The organism is Pseudomonas cerasi, from assembly GCF_900074915.1.
GTDB lineage: Bacteria > Pseudomonadota > Gammaproteobacteria > Pseudomonadales > Pseudomonadaceae > Aquipseudomonas > Aquipseudomonas cerasi.
Window position 1 is genome coordinate 5519598 of record NZ_LT222319.1, and the last position, 26855, is coordinate 5546452.

The following is a 26855-nucleotide window of genomic DNA, read 5'->3' on the forward strand; positions in this document are numbered from 1 at the left end:
AGCAAGCTCGCTCCCACGAAAACTTGTGTGTAACGCTGAGCGCGGAGCATGTTGCGGGCACTTATCGTTCCTCACGCTCCGCGTGGGAATGCAGTTCGTGACGCTCCGCGTCACAGCTACATGCTGTATCGGGCTGGACAGAAATCTTGGTGGGAGTGAGCTTGCTCACGAAGGCGTTGGTCCAAACACCATATCTCCGGGGGCTGCACCGGCCTCTTCGCGAGCAAGCTCGCTCCCACGAGAACTTGTGTGTAACGCTGAGCGCGGAGCATGTTGCGGGCACTTATCGTTCCTCACGCTCCGCGTGGGAATGCATTTCGTGACGCTCCGCGTCACAGCTACATGCTGTATCGGGCTGGACAGAAATCTTGGTGGGAGTGAGCTTGCTCACGAAGGCGTTGGTCCAAACACCATATCTCCGGGGGCTGCACCGGCCTCTTCGCGAGCAAGCTCGCTCCCACGAAAACTTGTGTGTAACGCTGAGCGCGGAGCATGTTGCGGGCACTTATCGTTCCTCACGCTCCGCGTGGGAATGCAGTTCGTGACGCTCTGCGTCACAGCTACATGCTGTATCGGGCTGGACAGAAATCTTGGTGGGAGTGAGCTTGCTCACGAAGACTTTGGTCCAAACGCCATATTTTCAGGGGCTGCACCGGCCTCTTCGCGAGCAAGCTCGCTCCCACGAAGACTGTGTATTACGCTGAGCCCGGCGCATAGACACGATGGCGTCTTAGGGATACCTCTCGTTCCGCACGCTTTAGCGTGGCAATGCATTTTGGTGAAGCCCTGCGTCACATGGCATTGATAGCCATACGCCACGCGCGCGAGTAATAACGGGTATTTCCGGTGCCTGAACAGCTTCGCGTTGGCGGCAAGCATGGATCGTGGCACGATGGTCCGGTTATCGAACCGGATTTCCTGACCATGCCGCACTCAACACCCAAGAATTTTTCACTGATCGCCGCTATCGACCTGGGCTCCAACAGCTTTCATATGGTTGTGGCAAAAGCCAATCAGGGCGAGATTCGCATTCTTGAGCGCCTGGGCGAGAAGGTGCAGTTGGCCGCTGGCATCGACGAAGAGCGCCAGCTGACCGAAGAATCCATGCAACGCGGTCTCGACTGCCTGAAACGTTTCGCCCAGTTGATCAACGGGCTGCCGCTCGGTGCGGTGCGCATCGTGGGCACCAATGCCCTGCGCGAGGCGCGTAACCGCAACGACTTCATTCACCGCGCCGAAGAAATCCTCGGCCACCCGGTGGAAGTGATTTCCGGCCGCGAGGAAGCGCGCCTCATTTATCTGGGCGTCTCCCACACGCTGGCCGATACCCCGGGCAAACGTCTGGTCGCCGACATCGGCGGCGGCAGTACCGAATTCATCATCGGTCAGCGCTTCGAGCCGCTGCTGCGTGAAAGCCTGCAGATGGGCTGCGTGAGTTTTACCCAGCGCTACTTCCGCGACGGCAAGGTGACACCGGCCCGTTATGCTCAGGCCTACACCGCTGCCCGTCTGGAAATCATGAGCATCGAACACGCACTGCATCGCCTCAAGTGGGATGAAGCGATTGGTTCGTCAGGCACCATTCGTGCTATCGGCCTGGCGCTCAAGGCCAATGGTTACGGCGCTGGCGAGGTCAACGCCGAAGGGCTGGCCTGGCTCAAGCGCAAGCTGTTCAAGCTGGGTGATGTGGAAAAGATCGACTTCGACGGCATCAAGCCCGACCGTCGCGCCATTTTCCCCGCAGGCCTGGCGATTCTCGAAGCCATCTTCGACGCCCTCGAACTCAAGCGCATGGATCACTGCGAAGGTGCCCTGCGTGAAGGCGTGCTGTATGACCTGATGGGCCGCCATCATCATGAAGACGTCCGTGAGCGTACGCTCAGCTCGCTGATGGAGCGTTATCACGTCGATCTGGAACAGGCGGCACGCGTCGAAGCCAAGGCGCTGCACGCACTGGAGCAAGTCGCCGAGAGCTGGGAATTACAGCACGAGAGCTACGCCGAACTGCTGAGCTGGGCGGCCAAGGTGCACGAAATCGGCCTGGACATCGCCCACTATCACTACCACAAGCACGGCGCGTACCTGATCGAGCACTCCGACCTGGCCGGTTTCTCACGCGAAGACCAGCAAATGCTCGCACTGCTGGTGCGCGGTCATCGCCGTAATATTCCCAAGGACAAGTTCGCCGATTTCGGCGACGAAGGCATCAAGCTGATTCGCTTGTGCGTGCTGTTGCGCTTTGCGATTCTGTTTCACCACATTCGCGGCACCCAAGAGATGCCACGTGTGGTGTTGCGTGCCGACGGCCCGAATCTGGACGCCGAATTCCCGAAAGGCTGGCTGGACAACAACCAGCTGACTCAGGCCGACTTCGCCCTGGAAGCGGAGTGGCTGACCCGAGTCGGCATCGTCTTCAGCGTACGCTGAGGACCGGGTTGCTCAGGCGCTCCAAAAGGGTCGCCTGGGCGCTTCGCGGGTTCTGATTACCGGTCGGCGTGCTGCGCACGTAACGCCCGTCCGGCTGCAACAGCCAACTGTGGGTGTTGTCGGTCAGATAGCTTTCCAGTTCCTTTTTCACACGCAGAATCAACTTCTTGCCTTCCACCGGGAAGCAGGTCTCGACACGCTTGTCGAGGTTGCGCTCCATCCAGTCGGCACTCGACAGGAACATCTGCTCGTCGCCGCCGTTAAGGAAGTAGAACACTCGCGTGTGTTCCAGGAAGCGGCCGATGATCGAGCGCACATGGATATTGTGCGAAACCCCGGCGATGCCCGGACGCAGACAGCACATGCCGCGCACCACCAGATCGATGCGCACACCGGACTGGCTGGCCTTGTACAACGCCCGGATGATCTTCGGATCGGTCAGCGAGTTGAACTTGGCGATGATGTGCGCAGGCTTGCCGTCGAGCGCAAATTGCGTCTCGCGGGCGATCATGTCGAGCATGCCTTTCTTGAGCGTGAACGGCGCGTGCAGCAGCTTCTTCATGCGCAGCGTCTTGCCCATGCCGATCAACTGACTGAACAGTTTGCCGACGTCTTCGCACAACGCGTCATCGGAGGTCAGCAAGCTGTAGTCGGTATACAGACGCGCGTTACCGGCGTGGTAGTTACCGGTCCCGAGATGCGCATAACGCACGATCTCGCCCGCTTCGCGACGCAGAATCAACATCATCTTGGCGTGGGTCTTGAAGCCGACCACGCCGTAGATCACCACTGCACCGGCGGCCTGCAGACGGCTGGCCAGTTGCAGGTTGGACTCTTCGTCGAAACGCGCACGCAGCTCGATCACCGCAGTGACTTCCTTACCGTTACGCGCGGCATCGACCAGCGCATCGACGATTTCCGAGTTCGCGCCGCTGCGATACAGCGTCTGGCGTACCGCAAGCACGTGCGGGTCTTTTGCCGCCTGGCGCAGCAGGTCGACCACTGGCGTGAAGGACTCGAAAGGGTGCAGCAACAGGATGTCCTGTTTGCTGACCACGCTGAAAACGTTTTCGCTGTTCTGCAGCAGCTTGGGAATGGCTGGCGTGAACGGCGGGTATTGCAATTCGGGGTGGCTGTCCAGGCCGGTGATGCTGAACAGACGTGTCAGGTTGACCGGACCATTCACCTGATACAGCTCGGACTCGTTCAGGTTGAACTGCTTGAGCAGGTAGTCCGACAGGTGTTTCGGGCAGGTATCCGCCACTTCCAGACGTACCGCATCACCATAGCGACGCGAGAACAACTCGCCACGCAGTGCGCGCGCCAGGTCTTCCACATCTTCGGAGTCCAGCGCCAGGTCGGCGTTTCGGGTCAGGCGGAACTGGTAGCAGCCCTTGACCTTCATGCCCTGAAACAGATCGTCAGCGTGGGCGTGGATCATCGACGACAGGAACACGAAGTTGTCGCCAGGCCCGCAGACATCTTCCGGCACTTTGATCACACGCGGCAGCAGACGCGGCGCGGGAATGATCGCAAGACCGGAGTCGCGCCCGAAGGCATCGATACCTTCAAGCTCGACGATGAAGTTCAGGCTCTTGTTGACCAGCAACGGGAACGGGTGCGTCGGATCGAGACCGATCGGGGTGATGATCGGCGCGATCTCGTCGCGGAAATAGCGTCGTACCCAGGCCTTGAGCTTGGCCGTCCAGTGACGGCGGCGAATGAAGCGGACCTGATGTTTCTCCAGCTCCGGCAGCAGAATGTCGTTGAGAATCGCGTACTGACGATCCACGTGACCGTGTACCAGTTCGCTGATCCTGGCCAGCGCCTGATGCGGCTGCAGACCATCGGCGCCCGCCTGTTCGCGGGCAAAGGTGATCTGTTTCTTCAGGCCCGCAACACGAATCTCGAAGAACTCATCGAGGTTGCTGGAGAAGATCAGCAGAAACTTCAGCCGCTCCAGCAATGGGTAGGACTCATCGAGCGCCTGTTCCAGAACCCGGATATTGAACTGCAGTTGCGACAGTTCACGGTGGATATACAGGCTGCTGTCGTCCAGGTTCGGGGCGACGATAGCGGGCACCGCAGCGGCGGGTGCCTCGATGGCCGGGATTACTTCGATGTCAGGTTCGACCACGGGCGTTGCCTCCGGGACATCGACTTGAACAGCGGCTTCGATGAGTACTTCGGTATTCATGAATGTTCCTGTGAGGCTATTGCCCCTTCAACAGTTGAGCGGCGCGGACAGCAAAGTAGGTAAGGATGCCGTCGGCACCGGCGCGTTTGAAGGCAGTGAGGGATTCGAGAATCACCCCTTCACTCAGCCAACCGTTCTGGATTGCGGCCATGTGCATCGCGTATTCACCGCTGACCTGATAAACAAAGGTCGGCACTTTGAACTCATCCTTGACCCTGTACAGAATGTCCAGATAAGGCATGCCAGGCTTGACCATGACCATGTCGGCGCCTTCGGCAAGGTCGGCTGCCACTTCGTGCAGGGCCTCGCTGCTGTTGGCCGGGTCCATCTGATAAGAGGCCTTGTTGGCCTTGCCCAGATTCAGCGAAGAACCCACCGCGTCACGGAACGGACCGTAGTAGGCACTGGCGTACTTGGCCGAATAGGCCATGATCCTGACATTCACATGCCCGGCCAGCTCCAAAGACTCGCGGATGGCCTGAATGCGACCGTCCATCATGTCCGACGGCGCGACCACCTGAGCACCGGCATCGGCGTGCGACAGCGCCTGCTTCACCAGCGCGTCGACGGTGATGTCGTTCTGAACATAGCCCTCTTCGTCGAGGATGCCGTCCTGACCATGGGTGGTGAACGGGTCCAGCGCCACATCAGTGATGACGCCCAGCTCCGGAAAACGGTCACGCAGGGCGCGGGTCGCGCGCTGGGCGATGCCGTCCGGGTTCCAGGCTTCGGCACCGTCGAGGGATTTCTTTTCCGGCGGTGTCACCGGGAACAGCGCCAGCGCAGGGATACCCAACGCGACCCAGTGTTCGGCTTCCTTGAGCAACAGATCCACACTCAAGCGCTCGACCCCGGGCATCGAGGCGATGGATTCACGACGGTTTTCACCATCGAGGACAAATACGGGAAGAATCAGATCGTCGACAGTGACAACGTTTTCACGCACCAGCCTACGGGAAAAGTCGTCGCGGCGATTACGGCGCAGACGAGTGAGAGGAAACAGGCGGTTGGCGGGGGTAAAGCTCACGGCGAGACTCCTGAGCCCGCTTACGCGGGCAAGCGCGACAGTTATAAGCCGCCATTATGACCAATGTGTGACAGTCATGGTTCGACCTGCGACTGCACGTCGCGGTCACGGCCTTCAAGGGGATACGACCATTGTGGTTGCAAGAATCTTTAACGTCGAGACACATATGGACACTTTCATGATTGCCTTGGGCGCGTTAGGCTGCGCGTTCATTTCGCCAGCATCCAGACAATGCTCCAGAATTTCTTGAACGAATTCGGCTACTTTGCCCTGTTCCTCGGCACCTTTTTTGAAGGCGAGACCATTCTGGTTCTTGCCGGATTCCTGGCGTTTCGCGGATACATGGACCTCAACATCGTCATCCTCGTGGCCTTTTGTGGCAGTTATGCGGGTGACCAGTTGTGGTATTTCATGGGGCGCAAGCACGGCCGCAAGCTCCTGGCGCGCAAGCCTCGCTGGCAACTCATGGGCGACAAGGCCCTGCGGCTGGTCCGCAAGCACCCGGATATCTGGGTATTGAGCTTCCGCTTCGTGTACGGGCTGCGAACGGTCATGCCCGTGGCCATCGGCCTGTCAGGTTATCCACCCGGGCGTTATCTTCTGCTGAACGGTATCGGCGCAGCTGTCTGGGCTGCGGCGCTGGGTTCGGCTGCTTACCACTTCGGCGCGGTTCTCGAAGGCTTGCTGGGCAACGTCAAGAAATATGAACTCTGGGTGCTGGGCGCGCTGGTACTGCTGGGGCTGGCCCTGTGGATACGCAGACGCATCAAGAACGCCCGCATCGCCCGTGAAGAGCGTGCAGAAAAGAGCCGCTTCTGCGCATCGGCAGCGGCCTCCGACCTGGAAACGCCGGTCACCGTGCCCGTCGATCTGACGAAAAAGTCCGACGAATAAACTCCCCCGTACCTCTCCCGAGCGCAGGCTGACAGGCCTCGCTCGGCGACAGCGCACAGACGCTGCCGACCTCGCGACCACCACCCTCTCCATGCACCTTGTGCGCAGCCAGCAATCCCTCAACTGAACACTCGGCCCGCAAAGCGATCAACTGAACAGACAAATTAAAAGAAGCCTTAGGTTGCTCAAGCACAAGGAGCCGAAATCGATGCAGAAAAAAGTGGCTGTAATCCTCTCCGGCTGTGGCGTCTACGACGGTGCCGAGATTCACGAAAGCGTTCTTACCCTGTTGCGCCTGGATCAGCGCGGTGCGCAGGTTCAGTGCTTCGCGCCTGACATCACTCAGCATCACGTCATCAATCACCTGAGCGGTGAGGAAATGCCCGAGTCGCGCAATGTACTGGTCGAGTCTGCGCGCATTGCACGGGGCGAAGTGAAGGACATCCGCGAGGCGAATGCCGAAGACTTTGACGCCCTGATCATCCCGGGCGGTTTCGGCTCGGCAAAGAATCTTTCCGACCTTGCCCTGCAAGGCCATGCCTGCCAGGTCGAAGCCGGGTTGCTGGAGCTCGCCGAGGCGTTTGTCGAAGCCGGCAAACCGGTCGGGCTGATCTGCATCACCCCGGTACTTGCGGCCAAGATCTATGGTCCCGGCGTGACCTGCACCATCGGTAACGACCCTGAAACCGCCGCGGCCATCACCAAAATGGGTGGCAGTCATTCAGAATGCGCCGTCGATGACATCGTCGAGGACGAAGCGCGAAAACTGGTCAGCACGCCTGCCTATATGGTCGCCAAAAGCATCAGCGAGGCGGCCTCGGGCATCAATAAGCTGGTTGACCGTGTGCTGGAGCTGACTCACGAGGGCGATGTCTGACCGTCGCCCTGTCTGCAAAACACCGCCCGTCAGGCGAGCGGTGTTTTGCAGGCCGACCTTAGTGATCCATCCGGGCTTTATGCTGTACTGTACGCATGAACAGTATATGAGTAATGCCAGATGTCCAGCCTCTATCCGGTTCGTGGCCGAGGTACTGCCAGCAATCCGCATAACCGTTTCGCACCCAGTCAATCAGTGGCTGAAGACGATGGCTGGTATCAGGAAGTGCCACTCACGCAAGGCACCCAGGTCACCAGCGAAACAGCCAAAAGCATCATCACCCGCAACAGCTCGCCGGATATCCCCTTTGACAGGTCGATCAACCCTTACCGGGGCTGCGAGCACGGCTGCATCTATTGTTTCGCCAGACCCAGCCACGCCTATTGGGACATGTCTCCCGGCCTGGACTTCGAGACCAAGCTGATCGCCAAGACCAACGCGGCGGCGTTGCTCGAGCAACAGCTCTCCAAACCCGGCTACCGCTGCGCGCCCATCACCCTCGGGGCCAACACCGACCCCTACCAGCCGATCGAACGGGAGTACCGCATCACCCGGGCGACGCTTGAGGTGTTGCTGCGCTATCGGCATCCGGTCAGCATCATTACCAAAGGCTCGCTGATCCTGCGCGACCTGGATCTGCTGGCAGAAATGGCCAGGCTGCGGCTGGTGTCGGTCTTCATCAGCCTGACGACGCTGGATGACGAGCTCAAATGCATCCTCGAACCCAGGGCAGCGGCGCCCAAGGCTCGCCTGCGGGCCATTCGGGTATTGCGTCAGGCAGGTGTCCCGGTCGGCGTGCTGTGTGCGCCGATGATCCCGATGATCAACGACAGCGAGCTGGAGGCGCTACTGAGCGAAGCGAAGGCTGCGGGCGCCCTGAGCGCCAGCTACGTCATGCTGCGCCTGCCGCTGGAAGTCGCGCCGCTGTTCGACGAGTGGTTGAAGACACATTACCCGCAACGCGCCGATCATGTGATGAGTCTGATTCGTCAAAGTCGCGGCGGAGCCGTGTACGACAGCACATTTGGTTCTCGAATGCGTGGCGAAGGACCGTTTGCCGACCTGCTGGCTCAACGCTATGCCTTGGCAATCAAACGACTCGGATTGAACAAACGTGGTGGATTTGCACTCGATTGCGATGCGTTTTGTCCGCCGGGAGGACAAATGTCGCTGCTGTGACGAACTTGGTACTATCGTGCAAACCCGCGTCCCAGAGCCATCGCATTCAGTTTCGTTTAAGCTTCGGCGATTAGTCTGTTACTCGGAGTGTCATCAGCGATAGCGCTCAAGGGATTTGTTCGTGATGCCCTTCAGAGAGGGATCACATCCGGCTCTGGTCAAACAGGCATGAAGAATCCACATCAATTCGTCAGAGAGGATGAAGACATGACAGACATCGGTAAACAGCATTCGGCTACGTCGTCCAGCACATCAAGCCATTCAGACAGCGCCGACGTAGCGTTGAAACATATCGTCGATGGCTTTGTACATTTCCGTAACGAGGTCTTCCCCCAGCAGGAAGAGCTGTTCAAGAAGCTGGCGACTGCCCAATCGCCACGGGCCATGTTCATCACCTGCGCCGACTCGCGCATCGTGCCCGAATTGATCACCCAAAGTTCGCCTGGCGACCTGTTCGTCACGCGTAACGTCGGCAACGTCGTCCCGCCGTATGGCCAGATGAACGGCGGCGTGTCCACCGCTCTGGAATACGCAGTGGTTGCACTGGGCGTGCAGCACATCATCGTTTGCGGACACTCTGACTGCGGCGCCATGCGCGCAGTGCTCAACCCTGACAGCCTGGACAAGATGCCTACGGTAAAAGCCTGGTTGCGTCATGCCGAGGTTGCCCGCACGGTAGTCGAGCAGAACTGCAGCTGCAGCGGCGAACTGGAAACCATGCAGGTCCTGACTCAGGAAAACGTGATTTCCCAGTTGCAACACCTGCGCACCCACCCTTCGGTCGCAGCAAAAATGGCCAGCGGCCAATTGTTCATTCACGGCTGGGTCTACAGCATCGAAACCAGCGAAATCCTGGCTTATGACGCCGAGCTCGATCGTTTCATACCGCTCGACGGTTCGGGACCGACGCCGATGGCTTCACCGAAAGCACGCTTTTCAGCCGACTGATCACCAGTCCGACTGACGGCAAGCCCTTCTTTATCAGCTGATGGCGGCTGCGCAGGATGCGCGTCGCCCGTCTTGCCTCGTCTGAAGAATTCCGGAGAAGCGTCATGGGTATTACAGCATTGAAAACCGCTTTACCACGGGAGCTGCTCGCTTCCGTGGTCGTGTTCCTGGTCGCCCTGCCGCTGTGCATGGGGATCGCCATCGCATCCGGCATGCCTCCGGCCAAAGGTCTGATCACCGGCATCGTGGGCGGGCTGATAGTCGGCTGGATAGCCGGTTCTCCGTTGCAGGTCAGCGGACCCGCAGCCGGTCTGGCAGTACTGGTTTTTGAAGTGGTACGCGAGCACGGCATGGCCATGCTGGGTCCTATTCTGGTACTCGCCGGGTTACTTCAGCTGCTGGCAGGTCGATTCAAGCTTGGCTGCTGGTTCCGGGTCACGGCGCCTGCGGTGGTCTATGGCATGCTCGCCGGTATCGGCGTGTTGATCGTACTGTCACAGGCACATGTGATGTTCGACAGCGGTCCCAAACCTTCCGGGCTGGACAATCTGATCGCCTTCCCTTCCACACTGATCCAGGCCTTCGGACCAGGCACCGGCATGCAGGCCGGTATGCTCGGTCTGGGCACCATGCTGATCATGTGGGGCTGGGAAAAACTTCGTCCGCAGTCTTTGCGCTTCGTACCCGGCGCGCTGCTGGGCGTGGGTATCGCCACCGGCATCAGCCTGTTCATGGCCTTGCAGGTCAAGCGTGTCGAAGTGCCTGACAACCTGGCCGACGCCATCGACTGGCTTCGCCCGGCCGACCTGATGAACCTGGCCGACCCGGCCATTCTGGTTGCCGCTATCGTTGTGGCGTTCATTGCCAGTGCCGAAACGCTGCTTTCCGCCTCGGCGGTTGACCGCATGCACAGTGGCCAGCGTTCGGACTTCGACAAGGAACTCAGCGCTCAAGGCGTGGGCAACATGCTCTGCGGCGTGCTCGGTGCGTTGCCGATGACCGGCGTTATCGTGCGCAGCTCGGCCAATGTTCAGGCCGGTGCCACCACGCGCTTCTCGACGATCTTCCACGGTCTGTGGCTGCTGGCGTTCGTGTTGCTGCTGTCGAGCGTACTGCAGAGTATTCCGGTCGCGAGTCTGGCTGGTGTGCTGGTTTATACCGGTCTGAAGCTGGTCGATCTGAAGGCGTTTCGTGGTCTGGGTCGCTATGGCCGGATGCCGATGTTCACCTATGCGGCGACTGCCGTGGCGATCATCTTCACCGACCTGCTGACCGGTGTACTGGTCGGTTTCGGTCTGACCCTGGTGAAGCTGGCGTTCAAGGCTTCGCGTCTGAAGATCAATGTGGTCGAACTGGCGGGCGAGAAGGAATTCGAGCTGCGTCTGGTCGGTGCCGCAACGTTCCTCAAGGTGCCGGCGCTGACTCAGGCACTGGGCACTATTCCGCAGGGCAGCACGGTGCATGTGCCATTGGGCAATTTGTCCTACATCGACCACTCGTGTCTGGAACTGCTGGAAGAATGGGGTCGTTCCAATGCCGCTCATGGCACCCGGTTGCTTATCGAATCGCGTGGCTTGAAGCGTCGTCTTGAAGGGCGGATCTACACGACAACGGGGATCGGCTCGGGCGCCGCCTGACAGTCGCTACCCTGTTATCACAGCTCTGGGACATGTGAGCCGGATGGGTCTTCGCGTAGCAGCGGAGCGATATCCGGCTCCTTCCATTGCGGGCGAAGACATTGATTCGGGCCTCTGAATCAGACCGCGGAGCGCTCCAGCTCCAGGCCGACGCCCAATTGCCGTGACAGGCTTGGCCAGCGCTGCCAGGCCGCACCCGTTTCAGGGCTGATCAGCTTCTCGCGGTAGGCCTCGACCGAGTCCAGCGCGAAACTCTCCTCATCAAGCAGCTCATCGACAGCATGGTGAACCGCTTCGTCCAGCTGGTTGGCAAATTGCTCGCCGATCAACTGGTGGGCAATTACGCTGGCAACCGTGGTATTTGACGGTATCAGCGGCTGACCGAAATGCTTGATGTACAGGTCATTCACTTCCTCGACCAGCCGATGCGCCAGATAAGCCTCGTCCAACAGGCTTTCCAGGCCTTCATGCCCATCCATGATGGAAGGCGGGGCCGCGAAAAAATGCTCGGCGATTTTCAACACCGGCTTTATCTGCCCTTCGATCCCGGCATGCAGCGCGACCTCATGGGCAGCATCCAGCAGATCGGGGACCAGATCGATGTAGGCCGTGACGAAACGCGTCAGTACGTCTTTCGCGTCGACTTCCGGCAGGTGGATGGCGGGATGAAGATGTGGGAGCTTTTGTTCCAACTGTTGCAGCAAGTGGCCGGTCCGGGCCTCATGTTGATGGGCTAGTTGTATCTGCTCGCGCAATGCGGCGGTGTTCATGGCTGCTGGGACTCCTTGAGGCGTCAGACCCCATGGTTCGTTGATGGAGAGTCATACGTTAGCTTGCTTAACTAAATGCCTAAGACGGTTTTGCTATATGCAACTCACATTTAGATACATTTGCGCTATCAGGGTATATTTTGCTCAATTTTTGACCGAAAACGACTGCCTTCCCCCGGCGATGCGGGTGCGCTGCAGTTCGCGTTTTGAATAAGCAGGCTACTCTGAAGTCGCCCGCAGCTATTTCGACACGCTGTCAGACATAAAAAGTGAGCCACGCATGAGCCAGCCTCTTTTGTCCAAACAGCTCGTTCTGCGTTTGACGTGTTTAATAGTGATCATGTTGATGTGCGGATTGGCATTGCCGTCGCTTTACGGCGCGCTGACCGGACACAACGACAATGGCGTAGCGGGTCAGGACGCTTCACGCCAGATCGATGTGCTGTTCACTGCCGGCAATGCGGCCGGGATGACCTGGGCGTTCTACCCGCAGTCGCGCCAGATGCAGGTCCATCCCGGTGCGCTCAACGAGGTGATCTTCATCGCGCAGAACCCGACCGACAGACCGATGAAAGCCCAGGCCGTACCGGGTATTTCGCCCGGAAAGGCCGCAGCGTGGTTTCACAAGACCGAATGCTTCTGCTTCACCCAACAGACATTACAGCCGGGCGAGCGCATCGAGATGCCGGTACGCTTCATCGTCGACCGTGACATACCCGAGGATGTAAAACGTCTGACGCTGGCCTATACGCTGTTCGATGTCACCACGCCCTAGATCTAGGCTCGGTGCGCAATATAGGCCATCATCCCCGGCCGCATGCCGATCACTACCCGCGCCGACACCATGACCCGTACTCAGAAAACCGTTTTCATTGTTGCTGCCATCGTCGCCCTGCTTCTGGGCGTGATCCTCAGCCAGGTGCTGACTGGCCGCAACTCACAGGACCAGGCGGCGCTCAACGACGCCGGTATTGTGCTGCTCCCCAAAAGCCGCCAGTTACCGGCCCTGAGCATGACCGACCAGAACGGCGCGGCTGTAGCGCTTGATGGCTTGAAAGACCAATGGACGTTGATGTTCTTCGGCTACACCTTCTGCCCGGACATCTGCCCCACGACCCTGGCGCAGATCAAGCAGATCAGGACCGAGCTGCCCGAAGAGACAGTCAAGCGCATGCGGGTGGTACTGGTCAGCGTCGACCCGAACCGCGACACGCCGCAGCAGCTCAAGCAATACCTGGGCTACTTCGACCCGCAGTACATCGGCCTGACGGCGCCTGTCGCTGATATCCAGACACTGGCCAATGCCGTGAGCATTCCGTTCATTCCCGCAGACACCAGCAAAGCGAACTACTTCGTCGACCACAGCGGTAATCTGGCTTTGATCGGCCCGGATGGTACGCAGCGAGGCTTTATCCGCGCACCGCTGAACAATCAGAAGCTGGTGAAGCAATTGCCGGGGCTGCTGGAAAGGGATTAGGGCCTGTGAGATTCCTGCGGGAGTGAACGGGGCGGCGATCCGCATTGCTCACGACGACTTGGTCCAAACGCTCTATTTTCTGGAGGCTTTACCGGCCTCTTCGCGAGCAAGCTCGCTCCCACTACGCGCCTGTATAACTATGAGCGCAGAGCGTGGGAGCGATAAGGTGTTCCCGACGCTCTGCGTCACAAGGGACGCAGAGCACTGGCGCGAGAACCGCAAGGTACAATCGGATCAGAACGCCGGAACCACAGCGCCTTTGTACTTCTCGGTCAGGAATGTTTTCACTTCCGGGCTCTGCAAGGCGGCCACCAGCTTCTTCATCGCGTCCGAGTCCTTGTTGTCCGGGCGGGCCACCAGAATGTTCGCGTAGGGCGAATCGGCACCTTCGATGATCAGCGCGTCCTTGGTCGGGTCGAGCTTGGCACTCAGGGCGTAGTTGGTGTTGATCAGCGCCAGATCGACCTGAGTCAGGACGCGGGGCAGCGTGGCCGCTTCCAGCTCACGGAACTTCAGGTCTTTCGGGTTATTCACGACATCCGAAGGCTTGGACAGGATGTTGCCCGGCTCTTTCAGGGTGATCAGACCTGCCTTGGCCAGCAGCAGCAAGGCGCGGCCTTCGTTGGTGGCGTCATTGGGCAGGGCGACATTGGCGCCGTTGGGCAGCTCTGCCAGCGTCTTGAACTTGTCGGAGTAAGCGCCGAAAGGCTCGATGTGCACCTTGGCCACGGCCACCAGATCAGTGCCTTTGCCCTTGTTGAACTCATCCAGATACGGCTGGTGCTGGAAGAAATTCGCGTCCATACGGTTCTGCGACACCTGCACGTTAGGCTGAATGTAGTCATTGAACACCTTGATGTTCAAATCCACGCCTTCTTTGGCCAGGGTCGGTTTGACGAACTCGAGGATCTCGGCGTGCGGCACGGCAGAGGCCGCGACGGTCAGGGTTTCCTTGGCTTGCGCGGACAAGGCGGTGACAGCGGCGAATATGGCCAATAGTTTCTTCATGCAACAACTCCTTCGGGCCCGCACAGGCGGGCCAATACCAACGGATTCGATCAACGATGTGTGAAATGCGCGACCAGTCTGTCGCCGATGGTCTGCAGAATCTGCACCAGCACCAGCAACAATACGACCGTCACGAACATCACATCGTTCTGGAAGCGTTGATAACCATAACGAATCGCCAGGTCGCCCAGCCCGCCAGCGCCTACCGCACCGGCCATGGCCGTGAACGACACCAGCGCAATGGCGGTCACCGTGATCGCCGCCAGAATGCCGGGGCGCGCCTCAGGCAGCAGCGCCTTGACGATGATCTGCCGGGTCGTCGCGCCCATGGCCTGCGTGGCTTCGATGATGCCGCGATCCACTTCGCGCAAGGCGGTCTCTACCAGGCGCGCAAAGAACGGCGTGGCACCGGCGATCAGCGGCGGCAACGTGCCGAGGATGCCCAGTGACGTACCGGTAATGATCTCGGTCAACGGCATCATCACGATCAGCAGGATGATGAACGGCAGCGCGCGCAGCATGTTGACGATCACCCCGACCGTCGCATACAGCTGCCTGTGCTCCAGCAACTGACGCGGCGAGGTGAGAAACATCAGCACGCCCAGCGGCAGGCCGAGCAGGATGGTGAAACCGAGCGATACACCGAGCATGATCAGCGTGTCGCCAGTGGCCACCCAGATCTCATACCAGTCGACATTGGAAAACAGGTTCAGAAAAGCGTCCATCAGCGCAGCACCTCCATATGAACATCAGCGGCGGTGAAGCGCGCGAAGGCGGCGTCCATGTCGCCGCCGGTAATGGCCAGCGTCAACTGCCCGTAAGGGGTGTCCTTGATGCGGTCGATACGACCGGCGAGGATGCTGTAATCGACGCCGGTTTCCCGCGCCACCGTGCCGAGCAACGGCGCGTAGGTGGCATCGCCCTGAAACGTCAGACGCACGATACGGCCCTGGACGTGAGCGAAATCATCGCGCTGTTCGTTTTCGTCGACCTGCTCGTCTTCTTGCACAAAGCGCCTGGTGGTCGGGTGTTGTGGATGCAGAAACACATCAGCGACCCTGCCGTGCTCGACAATCACCCCGGCGTCCATCACGGCCACCTGATCGCAGACGCGACGAATCACGTCCATTTCATGGGTGATGAGCACGATGGTCAGCTTCAGCTCACGATTGATCTCTGCCAGCAGTTGCAAGACCGACGCAGTGGTCTGCGGGTCCAGCGCGCTGGTGGCTTCATCGCACAGCAGGATTTTGGGTTTGGTAGCCAGTGCACGGGCGATGCCGACACGCTGCTTCTGGCCGCCCGACAGTTGTGCCGGGTACTTTTTGGCGTGATCGGACAATCCGACCCGCTCCAGCAACTCGGCCACACGCTGGTCGATCTGCTTGCGCGGCATATCGCCTGCCAGGGTCAGCGGCATGGCGACGTTGTCGGCCACGGTTTTGGACGCCAGCAGATTGAAGTGCTGGAAAATCATCCCGACCTGTTGGCGGAAACGGCGCAGGCCATTGGCGTCGAGCGCAGTGACGTCTTCGCCATCGACCACGATCTGTCCACCACTCGGGGTTTCCAGGCGGTTGATCAGACGCAGCAAGGTACTTTTGCCCGCGCCGGAGTGGCCGATGATGCCGAACACCTGGCCACTGTCGACGCGCAGGCTGGTGGGGTGCAGGGCCGGTATTTCCTTGCCTGCCACCCGATAGGTTTTGTGGACGTTATGAAACTCGATCACGGAGCGAACCTTGTGGGGGCGCGTTAAAAAATCAGCGCAGTGGATCAATTCCACTTGCTTCGTTACCTCGGCCAGATTGAGCCGGGCGCGCATTTTAGCCTGTCCTGCCCGCTGTGCTTAGCATTTATTTGCAGGCTGTCCTGTGCAATGGACATAACACGACCGTTGGTGATCGCAGGTCGAAAATAAAAGGAACGGCTGTTTTTTGCTCCGGTCACTTCTTGGATACCGTGATTTCCCGCTTACGCCAGGGAAGTCGTATTCAGCGAACCCAACTCAATGATTGGGGCGAGATAAGGAGTCTCTGATGGCTAGCAAGAACGCACCACCTGTAACCCAAACGCCCAAGAGCGAATTGGCAGGTACCGACACCCTGGACCGTGGCAATACCAACGAGAAGCTGGAAAGCCTTGAGCAGTTTCGCTCGGACGCGACCCAGCAGGCCCTGCGCACCAATCACGGTGTCAAGATTTCCGATAACCAGAACACACTGAAAGTCGGCAGCCGCGGCCCATCGCTGCTCGAAGACTTCATCATGCGTGAAAAGATCACGCACTTTGACCATGAGCGTATTCCGGAGCGTATCGTCCACGCCCGCGGTACTGCAGCACATGGCTATTTCCAGACTTACGAAGACCACGGCGCCCTGAGTAAAGCAGGCTTCCTGCGCGATCCGGGCAAAAAGACCCCGGTGTTCGTGCGTTTCTCCACCGTTCAGGGCCCACGCGGCTCGGGCGACACCGTGCGTGACGTGCGTGGCTTTGCCGTCAAGCTCTACACCGACGAAGGCAACTTCGACCTGGTGGGCAACAACATGCCGGTGTTCTTCATTCAGGACGCCATCAAGTTTCCTGACTTCGTGCACGCGGTGAAACCCGAGCCGCATAACGAAATCCCGACGGGCGGCTCGGCTCACGACACCTTCTGGGACTTCGTCTCGCTGGTGCCGGAATCCGCGCACATGGTGCTGTGGACCATGTCCGACCGTGCGATCCCGAAAAGCCTGCGCACCATGCAGGGCTTTGGTATCCACACCTTCCGCTTCATCAACACCGAAGGTAAGTCGAGCTTCGTGAAGTTCCACTGGAAGCCCAAGTTCGGCGTGTGCTCGCTGGTCTGGGACGAAGCACAGAAGCTCGCCGGCAAGGACACCGATTTCCACCGCCGCGACCTGTGGGAGTCCATCGAGATGGGCGACTATCCGGAATGGGAACTGGGTGTACAGATCGTTGCCGAGGAGGACGAGCACAAGTTCGACTTCGACCTGCTCGATCCGACCAAGATCATCCCGGAAGAGCTGGTGCCGGTCACCCCGCTGGGCAAGATGGTCTTGAACCGTAACCCGGACAACTATTTCGCCGAAACCGAGCAGGTTGCCTTCTGCCCGGGCCATATCGTGCCGGGTATCGATTTCTCCAACGACCCGCTGCTGCAAGGTCGCCTGTTCTCCTACACCGACACGCAGATCAGCCGTCTGGGTGGGCCGAACTTCCACGAAATCCCGATCAACCGTCCGATTGCGCCGAACCACAACGGTCAGCGTGACGCACAGCATCGCACCACTATCGACAAGGGCCGCGCGTCCTACGAGCCGAACTCGATCGATGGCGGCTGGCCGAAAGAAACCCCTGCCGGCCCGGTAGATGGCGGCTTCGAGACCTACCCTGAGCGCGTTGAAGCGCACAAGGTGCGTGAGCGCAGCGAATCGTTCGGCGATCACTTCTCGCAGGCCACCCTGTTCTTCCAGAGCATGAGCCACCACGAGAAAGAGCACATCATCGCGGCCTACAGCTTCGAGTTGGGCAAGGTCGAGCGCGAGTACATCCGTGCCCGTCAGGTCAACGAGATTCTGGCCAACATCGATCTGGAGCTGGCCAAACGTGTAGCTGCCAACCTGGGCTTGCCAGCACCGACAGCCGGTACCGTACCTGCGCGTCAGACATCGGTAAAAGAGTCGCCGGCGCTGAGCCAGGTCAACCTGCTGTCTGGCGATATCGTTTCGCGCAAGGTTGCCATTCTTGTGGCTGACGGCGTCGACGGCAAAGCAGTCGAAGCCATGAAAGCTGCACTGACTGCCGAAGGCGCACACGCCAAGGTATTGGGCCCGACCTCCGCACCGGTCAAGACAGCTGACGGCAAGAGCCTGCCAGTGGACGCATCGGCTGAAGGCCTGCCTTCGGTAGCGTTCGACGCAGTATTCGTGCCGGGTGGCAAGGCTTCGATCGAAGCCCTGAAAGGCGACGGCGTGGCACTGCACTTCATCCTGGAAGCCTACAAGCACCTCAAGGCCATCTCCTTTGCCGGGGAAGCCAAAGAGCTGTTGAGCCTGCTACGCCTGGAAGAAGATGCCGGGCTGCTGGAAGTGTCCGATAGTAAATCGTTCAAAGCGTTCTTCAACGCGATTGCTCAGCACCGTGTGTGGGATCGTGAAGTGAAAGCCAAGGCTGTTCCGGCTTGATCTGACGCTGCTACATCGCTCCCACGCTCCGGCGTGGGAGCGCCTTTCTCAACGTTCTCGCCCCCACATAGACTCCCCAACACTTCTCGTTCCTCACGCTCCGCGTGGGAATGCAGTTCTGGACGCTCTGCGTCAGCTTTGAAGGATCGACTCAGGACTTCGCTGGCGTCAGGATGATCTGCGCTTTTTCATTGCGCTCGATCTGGCGACGCAATTGCAACTCGAAATCCGGATTGGCCTTGACCACCCGCTTGGTCAGCAACGTGGCCAGCCACGGGTAGTCTTCGGTGCGCGGCACCACCATCAGCACTTCACAGTTGAACGCTACGGTATCCGCTGCGATATCGTCCAGTTGACGACGCAATGCACGCATATCGCCGATCTTGAGTTCAATTGTCGTGCTTTCTGCCGACGGATCGATGAGCTTGGCAACCCTTCTGGCTTCGGCCGCCTTCAAATCCGCTTCGGCCTTTTCCAGCTCGGCCTTGCGCGCATGAGCAATGGCGCCGTTGACGCCGCTGGTCAGCGCCGGTGCCTTGGGCATCAGGGCGCGTGCGCGGCTCAGCGCAGAGGCCGCCGCGTTCATGTCACCCTTCTGCAGGCTGATCTGGCTGCGGCTCAGATAGGCTTCGGCCAAACGACGCTGAAAAGGCTCAAGACGGATGTCGGCAGGATTGGCAGCCTGCAACGCCGCCAATTGGTCCTCAGCCGTTGCCAGCTCATTACCGGCGATGTTCTGCTCAAGCTGAGCGAACGCGTCAGGCTGGGCCTCGGAGGCAGGTGTCTCGACAGTGGGCGCACTCTGGCAGGCACCCAGCAGGATGGAAAATGCGACAAGCAGCAGATAGCGTGGGGCGAACGGCTTCATTCCTGCGATTCTCTAGTTTGCGCAAAAAACGAGCAAGTCTACACCGCTCGCCTGGGTAGAACAAAGCTGAGCAAGAACAACGCTGCAGCGCAAACCACTATAGACGGTCCGGCAGGGGTGTCCTTGAACCACGACAATGATAGCCCGGCACACACGGCTATCACGCCCAACAGGCTTGCGCCCAGCGCCATTTGCTCCGGCGAACGGGCGTGACGCTGTGCCGCAGCCGCCGGGATGATCAACAGCGAGGTAATCAGCAGAACACCGACGATTTTCATCGCCACCGCGATCACCACGGCGATCAGCAGCATCAAAGTCATGCGCAGTGTAGCAACCGGCAGGCCCTCGACCCGCGCCAGTTCTTCGTGCACGGTCATTGCCAGCAGTGGGCGCCACAGTGCGACGATCAGCACCAAAACCAACGTGCTGCCGCCCAGAATCCAGCCCAGATCAGCCGGGCTGATAGCCAGCAGATCGCCGAACAGGTAGGCCATCAGGTCGATGCGCACTTCGTGCATGAAACTGAGCACCACCAGCCCCAGCGACAAGGTGCTCGGCGCCAGAATCCCCAACAGCGTGTCCGAGGCCAGCGGTTGGCGCTGTTGCAACGTGACCAGCAACACCGCCAGCAGCAGACAGCCGACCGTCACCGCGATGGTCGGGCTGATATCCAGCAGGAAGCCCAACGCGACGCCGAGCAGCGCGGCGTGGGACAGTGTGTCGCCGAAATAGGCCATGCGCCGCCAGACCACGAATGACCCCAGCGGGCCAGCAACCACGGCCAGCGCAACGCCTGCGAGCAAGGCATACAGTAGAAAATCAGCCATGCTTGCAGCTGTCTCCGTGAACATGAGGGAGGGACGCAGCGTCATTCACCACCGCGCCATGCAGATCATGGGCGTGGTCGTGATGGTGGTGATAAATCGCCAGGCTCTGCGCATTGTTGCCGAACAGCTCGACAAAGGCCGGGTCATGACTCACTTGCTCGGGATGCCCGGAGCAGCAGACGTGACGGTTCAGGCACACCACCTGATCGGTGGTGCTCATGACCAGATGCAGATCGTGGGAAACCATCAGCACGCCGCACTGGTGGCGGTCGCGCAGCCGGGTAATAAGGCTGTACAGCTCGGCCTGTCCGGCCACGTCGACACCCTGCACCGGTTCGTCGAGGACCAGCAACTCAGGCTTGCGCAACAACGCGCGCGCCAGCAGAACACGCTGCATCTCGCCACCGGAAATGCCTTGAATCGGGCTGTCGATGACTTTCCCGGCGCCGACTTCTTCCAGCGCCGACGCTGCGGCCGTGCGATCCACACCGGGCACCAGACGCAGGAAACGCAGCACCGACAGCGGCAGCGTCTGGTCCACATGCAGCTTTTGCGGCATGTAGCCGACACGCAGCTTCGGCTTGCGCCAGACGCTACCGGCGTCGGGCTTGAGCAGTCCGAGCACCGCACGCACCAGCGTGGTCTTGCCTGCACCGTTGGGGCCGATCAAAGTGACGATCTCGCCGGGTTTGACGCTCAACTGGATGTTATCCAGGACGTTTTGCCCGGAAAGCGTAACGGCGACCTTGTCCAGACGTATCAATGCATCCGACATCAAGCGGCCTTGCAGCCAGCGCACACGCCGACGATCTCGACCGTCTGGCCTTCGACCGCGAAGCCGACGCCTGCGGCGGCATCGACCACCGCATTGCTGATGGCCGGGTGCTGCAGCTCGATTGCCGCATGACACAGGCGGCAAATCAGGAACTGGCCCTGATGCGCGTGGGTGGGGTGGTTGCAGCCCGTGAAGGCATTGAGCGAGGCAATACGGTGCACCAGCCCGTTTTCCAGGAGGAAATCCAGCGCACGGTAAACGGTTGGCGGGGCCGCACGGCGACCGTCTTCATCACTCAGCACTGCAAGGATGTCGTAGGCACCCAGCGGCTTGTGGCTTTGCCAGACCAGTTCCAGCACGCGACGGCGCAAGGTGGTCAGGCGCAGACCCTGTTTGGCGCACAGCGCATCGGCTTCGGCCAGGGCCGAATGCACGCAGTGAGAGTGGTCATGGGGGCGACTGGCCAGGGGAGTATTGGGCATGAGCAGCGACGATATTGGCTAGAGACGTTATTATGTTACCCGTTCCTGGCTGATATGAGTGATTCGAGTGCGCCGTCTTTTAAATCTTGCTGCTGTTTTCTGGGTCAGCCTGCTGATCATCGCCCCTGCTCAGGCCGAAGTCCGAGTGCTGACCAGCATCAAGCCTCTGCAACTGATTGCAGCGGCTGTGCAGGATGGCGTCGGGACACCGGAAGTGCTTCTGCCACCGGGTGCCTCACCGCATAACTACGCGCTGCGCCCATCCGACGTACGGCGTGTACAGGAAGTCGAGTTGCTCTACTGGATCGGCCCGGACATGGAAACCTTCCTGCCGCGCGTCCTTCAGGGCCGCAAACTGCCTGCAGTTGCCGTGCAGACGCTGCCGGGCATGCACTTGCGTCACTTTGGCGAAGACAATGCCTCGCATGATGACCACGAGCATGATCACGACAACGACGCAGACGAACATGACCACGACCACCGGCCCGGCAGTCTCGATTCGCACCTGTGGCTGTCGACCGTCAACGCGCGGGTGATCGCCGCAAAAATGGCCACCGACCTGAGCGCTGCCGACCCTGCCAATGCTCCACGCTACGCCAGCAACGCCGAGGCCTTCAGCAAACGCCTCGATACGCTGGACGGCCGTATCAAGCAGCGTGTCAGTGCAGTGGCAGGCAAGCCCTACTTCGTGTTCCACGAGGCCTTCGATTATTTCGAAGAGGCTTATGGGCTCAAGCATGCCGGGGTATTCGCCATCGCCGCCGAGATCCAGCCCGGCGCCCAGCACGTTGCCGCCATGCGCGAACGCCTGAAAGCTGCCGGCAAGACCTGCGTATTCAGCGAACCACCCCTGCGCCCGCGCCTGGCCGAAACCCTGAGCGCCGGCCTACCGGTCAAACTGGCCGAACTGGATGGACTGGGCGGCTACACCCCGGCCACCGCGCAGGGTTACGAGCAAGTCCTGCAAAAGCTGGCTGATGATTTGGCAGGTTGCCTGAGCAGTCTCTGACTGCCACCGCCCACATCGCAGCACTGCTGTGTGACGCAGAGCGTCACGAACTGCATTCCCACGCTGGAGCGTGAGGAACGATAGTCGTCAGGGATAACACTATCGTGCCCATGCTCCGCGTGGGCATGCCGGTCTGGTCTCAGAGCGCAAACGGCAACGCAATGTGCGCTTCCTGGCGCTCGGCCAGGCGGCGCTCGAACTCCGCAGGGTCATGAATCAGCACGTCCTGACCGGCGAAGGTTTCGGCGGCGATCAAACGTGACAGCCAGAAACGCACGCAAGCGATACGCAACATGGTCGCCCAGAGCTTCGATTCCGCCGCCGTGAACGGTCGCAAGCCCGCATAGGCACCCAGCAAGGCACGGGCGCGGACAGCATCGAGCTGACCGTTTTCGCGGGAACACCAATCGTTGAGAGCAATCGCCAGGTCATACAGCATCGGCCCCGAACAGGCATTGTAGAAATCGATCAACCCGGTCAGGTGCGTCCCTTCGAACAGTACGTTGTCACGAAACAGGTCGGCATGCAGATTGGCACGCGGCAGCGCCATGATCTGTGGTTTGAACGCCTCGATCTCCTGAAGGCTGTTTTCAAGCAGCGCCCGCTGGGTCTCGCCCAGGTGCGACAGAAAATTGCGCCCCTCGCTCAACATCCAGTCCAGGCCGCGATCAGTCTTGCGCTCGACGATCTGCCCACGGGTCGCCAGATGCAGGTTGGCCAGCAACTCGCCAATCTGCACGCAATGCTGGGTGTTCGGCCCGCTGATGTGCTTGCCCGGCAGACGCGGCTGCAAAAGCGCCGGTTTGTCTGCCAGCTCGCGCAGCGCCTGACCATCGGTGGTGCGCAGCGCATAAGGCACCGGCAGATCGGCTTCATGCAGCACGTCGAGCAGTTCGATGAAGAACGGCATCTCCTGAACCGGGCCGCGCTCGACCAGCGTCAGCACGAACTCGCCCTGCTCCAGGCTGATGAAGTAATTGGTGTTTTCACTACCGGCAGCGATGCCCTGATAGTCAAGCAGACGGCCGAGCCCGTAAGGGGCGAGAAATGTTTCCAGCTCGGGCCGAGCCAGGGGGGTAAAAACGGACATATCAGGACTGCCAACGATTGAAGTGAATGTAGGGTGCTACCAGCTGAATATTTCCCACTGCGGGATCAGCATGTCCGGTTGGTCCGAACGAATGAAATTGGGGCTTGTACCATCGGCGCGCACCAGAAAATAGGGTTTGCCGTGTTTCGGGGTGATTTTAACCGCATACAGAAAGCCGTTCTGGCGATATTCCTGAATGGTTCTGTCACCGTCGGTGCGAATAGTAACGTCCGGCGCCGCTGAAGGTGGATCTTCTGCTGCAATAGCGAACAAAGGGCAAAAGGCCAACAGTCCGGTCAATATCAGTCGATTTACCTTGCACATGATAACCTTGTCCCTTTGTCGTCAATGGTTCGCGCATTCTAGCGCCGACCCCGCCGAAAAGGTTGATTCTGCTCATGACCCAAGCGCCACTCGTCCTGGTAGACGGTTCCTCTTACCTCTACCGCGCCTTCCACGCACTGCCACCACTGGCCACCTCCAAAGGATTGCCGACCGGTGCCGTCAAGGGCGTGCTCAACATGCTCAAAAGCCTGCGGCGCCAGTATCCGGAAAGCCCGCTCGCGGTGGTGTTCGACGCCAAGGGCGGGACGTTCCGTGATGCGCTGTACAACGACTACAAAGCCAACCGGCCGAGCATGCCGGACGATCTGCGTGTGCAGGTCGACCTGCTGCATGCCTGCGTCAAAGGCATGGGCTACCCGTTTCTGTGCGTCGAAGGCGTCGAAGCCGATGACGTGATCGGCACGCTGGCACGCAGCAGCGCGGCGACCGATCGTCCAGTGGTGATTTCCACTGGCGACAAGGACATGGCGCAACTGGTCGACGGCCATATCACTCTGGTCAACACCATGACCGGCAGCGTGCTGGATGTGGCGGGCGTGAAAGAGAAATTCGGCGTCGGTCCGGAGCACATCATCGATTACCTGGCCCTGATGGGCGACAAGGTCGACAACATTCCCGGCGTGCCCGGCGTTGGCGAGAAGACCGCGGTCGGTTTGCTGGTCGGCATTGGCGGTGGCATCAAGGAGCTTTACGAGAACCTCGACAAGGTCGCCTCCCTGCCGATCCGTGGCGCCAAGACCCTGGCCGCCAAACTCGAAGAACATCGTGAGATGGCCTTTCTGTCTTACGAACTGGCGACCATCAAGATCGACGTCCCGCTGGACATCGAACTGGATCAATTGCATTGCGGCGAGCCCGACCGCGACACGTTGATGGAGCTGTACGCCGAGCTAGAATTCAAGAGCTGGATCGAAGACCTGCAACGCGACGCCAAACGTGCCGGCCAGGAGCTGACCGTCGAAGAGCCGACCGTTGAGGCCAGAGAAGCGGCTTATGAAGTCATTCTTGAACAGGGCCAGTTCGATGCCTGGCTGAAGAAGCTGCAGGCCGCGCCACTGTTTGCCTTCGTCACCCAGAGCAACGGCACCGATGCCCAGCGTGCGCAACTGGTCGGCCTGTCCTTCGCCATTCAGACCCACGAAGCCGCTTACATTCCGCTGACCCATTCATACATGGGCGTGCCGCAGCAGCTGGACCGCGACACCGTGCTCAAGGCGCTCAAGCCGCTGCTGGAAGACCCGGACAAAATCAAGGTCGGCCAGCACGCCAAGTTCGCCATCAACCTGCTTGCCAATTGCGCGATCGACGGCGATCAGGCTCAAGGCATCGACCTGCAGGGCGTGCGCTTCGACACCATTCTGGAATCCTACGTACTGGACTCCACCGCCACCCGCCACGACCGCGACAGCCTGGTGGCCAAGTACCTGACGCACACGCCGATCAATTTCCAGGAGATTGCCGGCAAAGGTGCCAAACAGCTGAGCTTTGACCAGATTGCACTGGAACAGGCGGGTAATTACGCCGCCGAAGAAGCGGACCTGACCCTGCGCCTGCATGAAGTCTTCGACGCACGGCTGGCCGCGATTCCGACCCTGCAGCCGGTATTGAACGATATCGAGATGCCGCTGGTGCCTGTGCTGGCGCGTATCGAGCGCCAGGGCGCGCTGGTCGATGCCAACCTGCTGGGTATCCAGAGCGTCGAACTGGGCGACAAGATGACTGCGCTGGAGCGCGAAGCCTTCGCCATTGCCGGCGAAGAGTTCAACCTCGGCTCACCCAAGCAGCTGGGCGTGATTCTCTACGAGAAACTCGGCATGCCGATTCTCAGCAAGACCGCCACCGGTCAGGCATCGACTGCCGAGGCCGTGCTTGCCGAACTCGCGGAGCAGGATTTCCCGCTGCCCAAGGTGTTGATGCAATACCGCTCGATGAGCAAGCTCAAGAGCACCTACACCGACCGCCTGCCAGAGCAGATCAACCCGCGTACCGGGCGGATTCACACCTCCTATCATCAGGCGGTGGCCGTCACCGGTCGCTTGTCGTCCAGCGATCCGAACCTGCAAAACATCCCGATTCGTACCGCTGAAGGCCGGCGCATTCGTCAGGCGTTCGTGGCCCCGAAGGGTTACAAACTGCTGGCCGCCGACTATTCGCAGATCGAACTGCGCATCATGGCGCATCTGGCCCAGGACGAAGGCTTGCTGCACGCGTTCCGCAACGACCTGGACGTTCACCGCGCGACGGCTGCAGAGGTATTTGGCGTCGAGCTGGAAAACGTCACCACTGACATGCGTCGCAGCGCCAAGGCGATCAACTTCGGCCTGATCTACGGCATGAGCGCGTTCGGTCTGGCAAAGCAGATTGGCGTCGATCGCAAGCAGTCACAGGCGTATGTCGACCGCTACTTCGCCCGCTACCCTGGCGTGCTGAACTACATGGAGCGCACCCGCGCCCAGGCTGCCGAGCAAGGTTTTGTCGAAACCATCTTCGGCCGCCGCCTGTACCTGCCGGACATCAACGCCAAGAACCAGTCCCTGCGCAAAGGCGCGGAACGCATGGCGATCAACGCGCCGATGCAGGGCACCGCTGCGGACATCATCAAGAAAGCCATGGTGGCGGTGAATGGCTGGCTGGACGAGTCCGGTCTGGATGCTCGGGTCATCCTGCAGGTTCACGACGAACTGGTGCTTGAAGTGCGCGAGGACCTGGTCGATCAGATCAGTGAACAGATCCGTCCACACATGAGCGGCGCAGCGGAACTGGCCGTGCCGTTGCTGGTGGAAGTAGGGGTTGGAAACAATTGGGACGAGGCTCACTGAGCCTGAAGA

Annotated in this window: 23 protein-coding genes; 11 read left to right on the forward strand and 12 right to left on the reverse strand. The window is 59.9% G+C overall.

The window, feature by feature from the left end:
* Window positions 1–924 precede the first annotated feature (924 nt).
* Entirely contained in the window at window positions 925–2427 is a 1503-nt protein-coding gene (ppx, locus tag PCPL58_RS26940; RefSeq protein ID WP_003367359.1) for an exopolyphosphatase, read from the forward strand.
* Here the strand turns inward: ppx and ppk1 are convergent.
* Window positions 2414–4624: a polyphosphate kinase 1 gene (gene ppk1, locus PCPL58_RS26945; protein WP_065350862.1), complete on the reverse strand. Its 2211-nt coding sequence runs from the start codon at window positions 4622–4624 to the stop codon at window positions 2414–2416. The genes ppx and ppk1 overlap by 14 nt on opposite strands.
* A 16-nt stretch (window positions 4625–4640) precedes the next feature.
* Window positions 4641–5651: a porphobilinogen synthase gene (gene hemB, locus PCPL58_RS26950; protein ID WP_003432248.1), complete on the reverse strand. Its 1011-nt coding sequence runs from the start codon at window positions 5649–5651 to the stop codon at window positions 4641–4643.
* A gap of 231 nt (window positions 5652–5882) precedes the next feature.
* On the opposite strand from hemB, the gene PCPL58_RS26955 reads away from it, so the two are divergent.
* The 5 genes from PCPL58_RS26955 (at window position 5883) to PCPL58_RS26975 (ending at window position 11186) form a co-directional block, all read left to right on the forward strand.
* A complete protein-coding gene (locus PCPL58_RS26955; protein WP_003367362.1) occupies window positions 5883–6545 on the forward strand; it encodes a DedA family protein in 663 nt (220 codons plus the stop codon).
* A 208-nt stretch (window positions 6546–6753) separates the two neighbouring features.
* A complete protein-coding gene (elbB, locus tag PCPL58_RS26960) occupies window positions 6754–7422 on the forward strand; it encodes an isoprenoid biosynthesis glyoxalase ElbB (protein ID WP_065350863.1) in 669 nt (222 codons plus the stop codon).
* A gap of 120 nt (window positions 7423–7542) precedes the next feature.
* Window positions 7543–8601 (forward strand): PA0069 family radical SAM protein, encoded by a 1059-nt coding sequence (locus PCPL58_RS26965; protein WP_003432244.1) that lies wholly within the window; start codon window positions 7543–7545, stop codon window positions 8599–8601.
* Between the two features lie 207 nt (window positions 8602–8808).
* The gene (locus PCPL58_RS26970; protein WP_003432243.1) at window positions 8809–9549 is read left to right on the forward strand and encodes a carbonic anhydrase; all 741 of its coding nucleotides are present in this window, start codon (window positions 8809–8811) and stop codon (window positions 9547–9549) included.
* A 104-nt stretch (window positions 9550–9653) separates the two neighbouring features.
* Window positions 9654–11186, forward strand: a complete 1533-nt coding sequence (locus PCPL58_RS26975; protein WP_003432242.1) for a SulP family inorganic anion transporter — start codon at window positions 9654–9656, stop codon at window positions 11184–11186.
* Between the two features lie 119 nt (window positions 11187–11305).
* Here the strand turns inward: PCPL58_RS26975 and PCPL58_RS26980 are convergent, their stop codons facing one another.
* Complete coding sequence (locus PCPL58_RS26980; protein WP_003367366.1) at window positions 11306–11956, reverse strand: hypothetical protein; 651 nt, start codon at window positions 11954–11956, stop codon at window positions 11306–11308.
* Between the two features lie 280 nt (window positions 11957–12236).
* Between PCPL58_RS26980 and PCPL58_RS26985 the strand changes: the two genes are divergently transcribed.
* The gene (locus tag PCPL58_RS26985; protein ID WP_065350864.1) at window positions 12237–12731 is read left to right on the forward strand and encodes a cytochrome c oxidase assembly protein; all 495 of its coding nucleotides are present in this window, start codon (window positions 12237–12239) and stop codon (window positions 12729–12731) included.
* A 69-nt stretch (window positions 12732–12800) separates the two neighbouring features.
* Complete coding sequence (locus PCPL58_RS26990; protein ID WP_065351116.1) at window positions 12801–13433, forward strand: SCO family protein; 633 nt, start codon at window positions 12801–12803, stop codon at window positions 13431–13433.
* Window positions 13434–13667: 234 nt separating this feature from the next.
* Here PCPL58_RS26990 and PCPL58_RS26995 read toward each other — a convergent pair whose 3' ends face one another.
* From PCPL58_RS26995 to PCPL58_RS27005, 3 genes are read right to left on the reverse strand one after another with little or no spacing between them, the layout of a single operon-like run.
* Complete coding sequence (locus PCPL58_RS26995) at window positions 13668–14441, reverse strand: MetQ/NlpA family ABC transporter substrate-binding protein (RefSeq protein ID WP_065350865.1); 774 nt, start codon at window positions 14439–14441, stop codon at window positions 13668–13670.
* A gap of 50 nt (window positions 14442–14491) precedes the next feature.
* Window positions 14492–15166, reverse strand: a complete 675-nt coding sequence (locus tag PCPL58_RS27000) for a methionine ABC transporter permease (RefSeq protein WP_065350866.1) — start codon at window positions 15164–15166, stop codon at window positions 14492–14494.
* Entirely contained in the window at window positions 15166–16173 is a 1008-nt protein-coding gene (locus PCPL58_RS27005; RefSeq protein ID WP_065351117.1) for a methionine ABC transporter ATP-binding protein, read from the reverse strand. The genes PCPL58_RS27000 and PCPL58_RS27005 overlap by 1 nt, the downstream gene beginning before the upstream one ends.
* A 307-nt stretch (window positions 16174–16480) precedes the next feature.
* Here PCPL58_RS27005 and katE point away from each other — a divergent pair, with 307 nt between their 5' ends.
* Complete coding sequence (gene katE / locus PCPL58_RS27010; protein WP_003367375.1) at window positions 16481–18631, forward strand: catalase HPII; 2151 nt, start codon at window positions 16481–16483, stop codon at window positions 18629–18631.
* Between the two features lie 151 nt (window positions 18632–18782).
* Here the strand turns inward: katE and PCPL58_RS27015 are convergent, their stop codons facing one another.
* Genes PCPL58_RS27015 through PCPL58_RS27030 form a run of 4 tightly spaced genes read right to left on the reverse strand, consistent with a single transcriptional unit; the run spans window position 18783 to window position 21583 of the window.
* A complete protein-coding gene (locus PCPL58_RS27015) occupies window positions 18783–19499 on the reverse strand; it encodes a PA5502 family lipoprotein (RefSeq protein WP_044309708.1) in 717 nt (238 codons plus the stop codon).
* A 38-nt stretch (window positions 19500–19537) separates the two neighbouring features.
* Complete coding sequence (znuB, locus tag PCPL58_RS27020) at window positions 19538–20326, reverse strand: zinc ABC transporter permease subunit ZnuB (protein ID WP_003367378.1); 789 nt, start codon at window positions 20324–20326, stop codon at window positions 19538–19540.
* A complete protein-coding gene (gene znuC / locus PCPL58_RS27025) occupies window positions 20319–21101 on the reverse strand; it encodes a zinc ABC transporter ATP-binding protein ZnuC (RefSeq protein ID WP_065350867.1) in 783 nt (260 codons plus the stop codon). The genes znuB and znuC overlap by 8 nt, the downstream gene beginning before the upstream one ends.
* Complete coding sequence (locus tag PCPL58_RS27030) at window positions 21101–21583, reverse strand: Fur family transcriptional regulator (RefSeq protein ID WP_003425978.1); 483 nt, start codon at window positions 21581–21583, stop codon at window positions 21101–21103. The genes znuC and PCPL58_RS27030 overlap by 1 nt, the downstream gene beginning before the upstream one ends.
* Window positions 21584–21650: 67 nt before the next feature.
* Here PCPL58_RS27030 and znuA point away from each other — a divergent pair, with 67 nt between their 5' ends.
* Entirely contained in the window at window positions 21651–22592 is a 942-nt protein-coding gene (znuA, locus tag PCPL58_RS27035; protein WP_083188507.1) for a zinc ABC transporter substrate-binding protein ZnuA, read from the forward strand.
* A gap of 139 nt (window positions 22593–22731) precedes the next feature.
* Here the strand turns inward: znuA and PCPL58_RS27040 are convergent, their stop codons facing one another.
* Both PCPL58_RS27040 and PCPL58_RS27045 read right to left on the reverse strand, forming a co-directional pair.
* Window positions 22732–23682 carry a homoserine kinase gene (locus PCPL58_RS27040; protein WP_065350869.1) on the reverse strand — a complete coding sequence of 317 codons (951 nt, stop codon included), beginning with the start codon at window positions 23680–23682 and terminating at the stop codon, window positions 22732–22734.
* A 36-nt stretch (window positions 23683–23718) separates the two neighbouring features.
* The gene (locus PCPL58_RS27045) at window positions 23719–24006 is read right to left on the reverse strand and encodes a DUF2782 domain-containing protein (protein WP_003367388.1); all 288 of its coding nucleotides are present in this window, start codon (window positions 24004–24006) and stop codon (window positions 23719–23721) included.
* A 74-nt stretch (window positions 24007–24080) separates the two neighbouring features.
* Here PCPL58_RS27045 and polA point away from each other — a divergent pair, with 74 nt between their 5' ends.
* A complete protein-coding gene (polA, locus tag PCPL58_RS27050) occupies window positions 24081–26846 on the forward strand; it encodes a DNA polymerase I (protein ID WP_065350870.1) in 2766 nt (921 codons plus the stop codon).
* The last annotated feature ends 9 nt before the right edge of the window (window positions 26847–26855 follow it).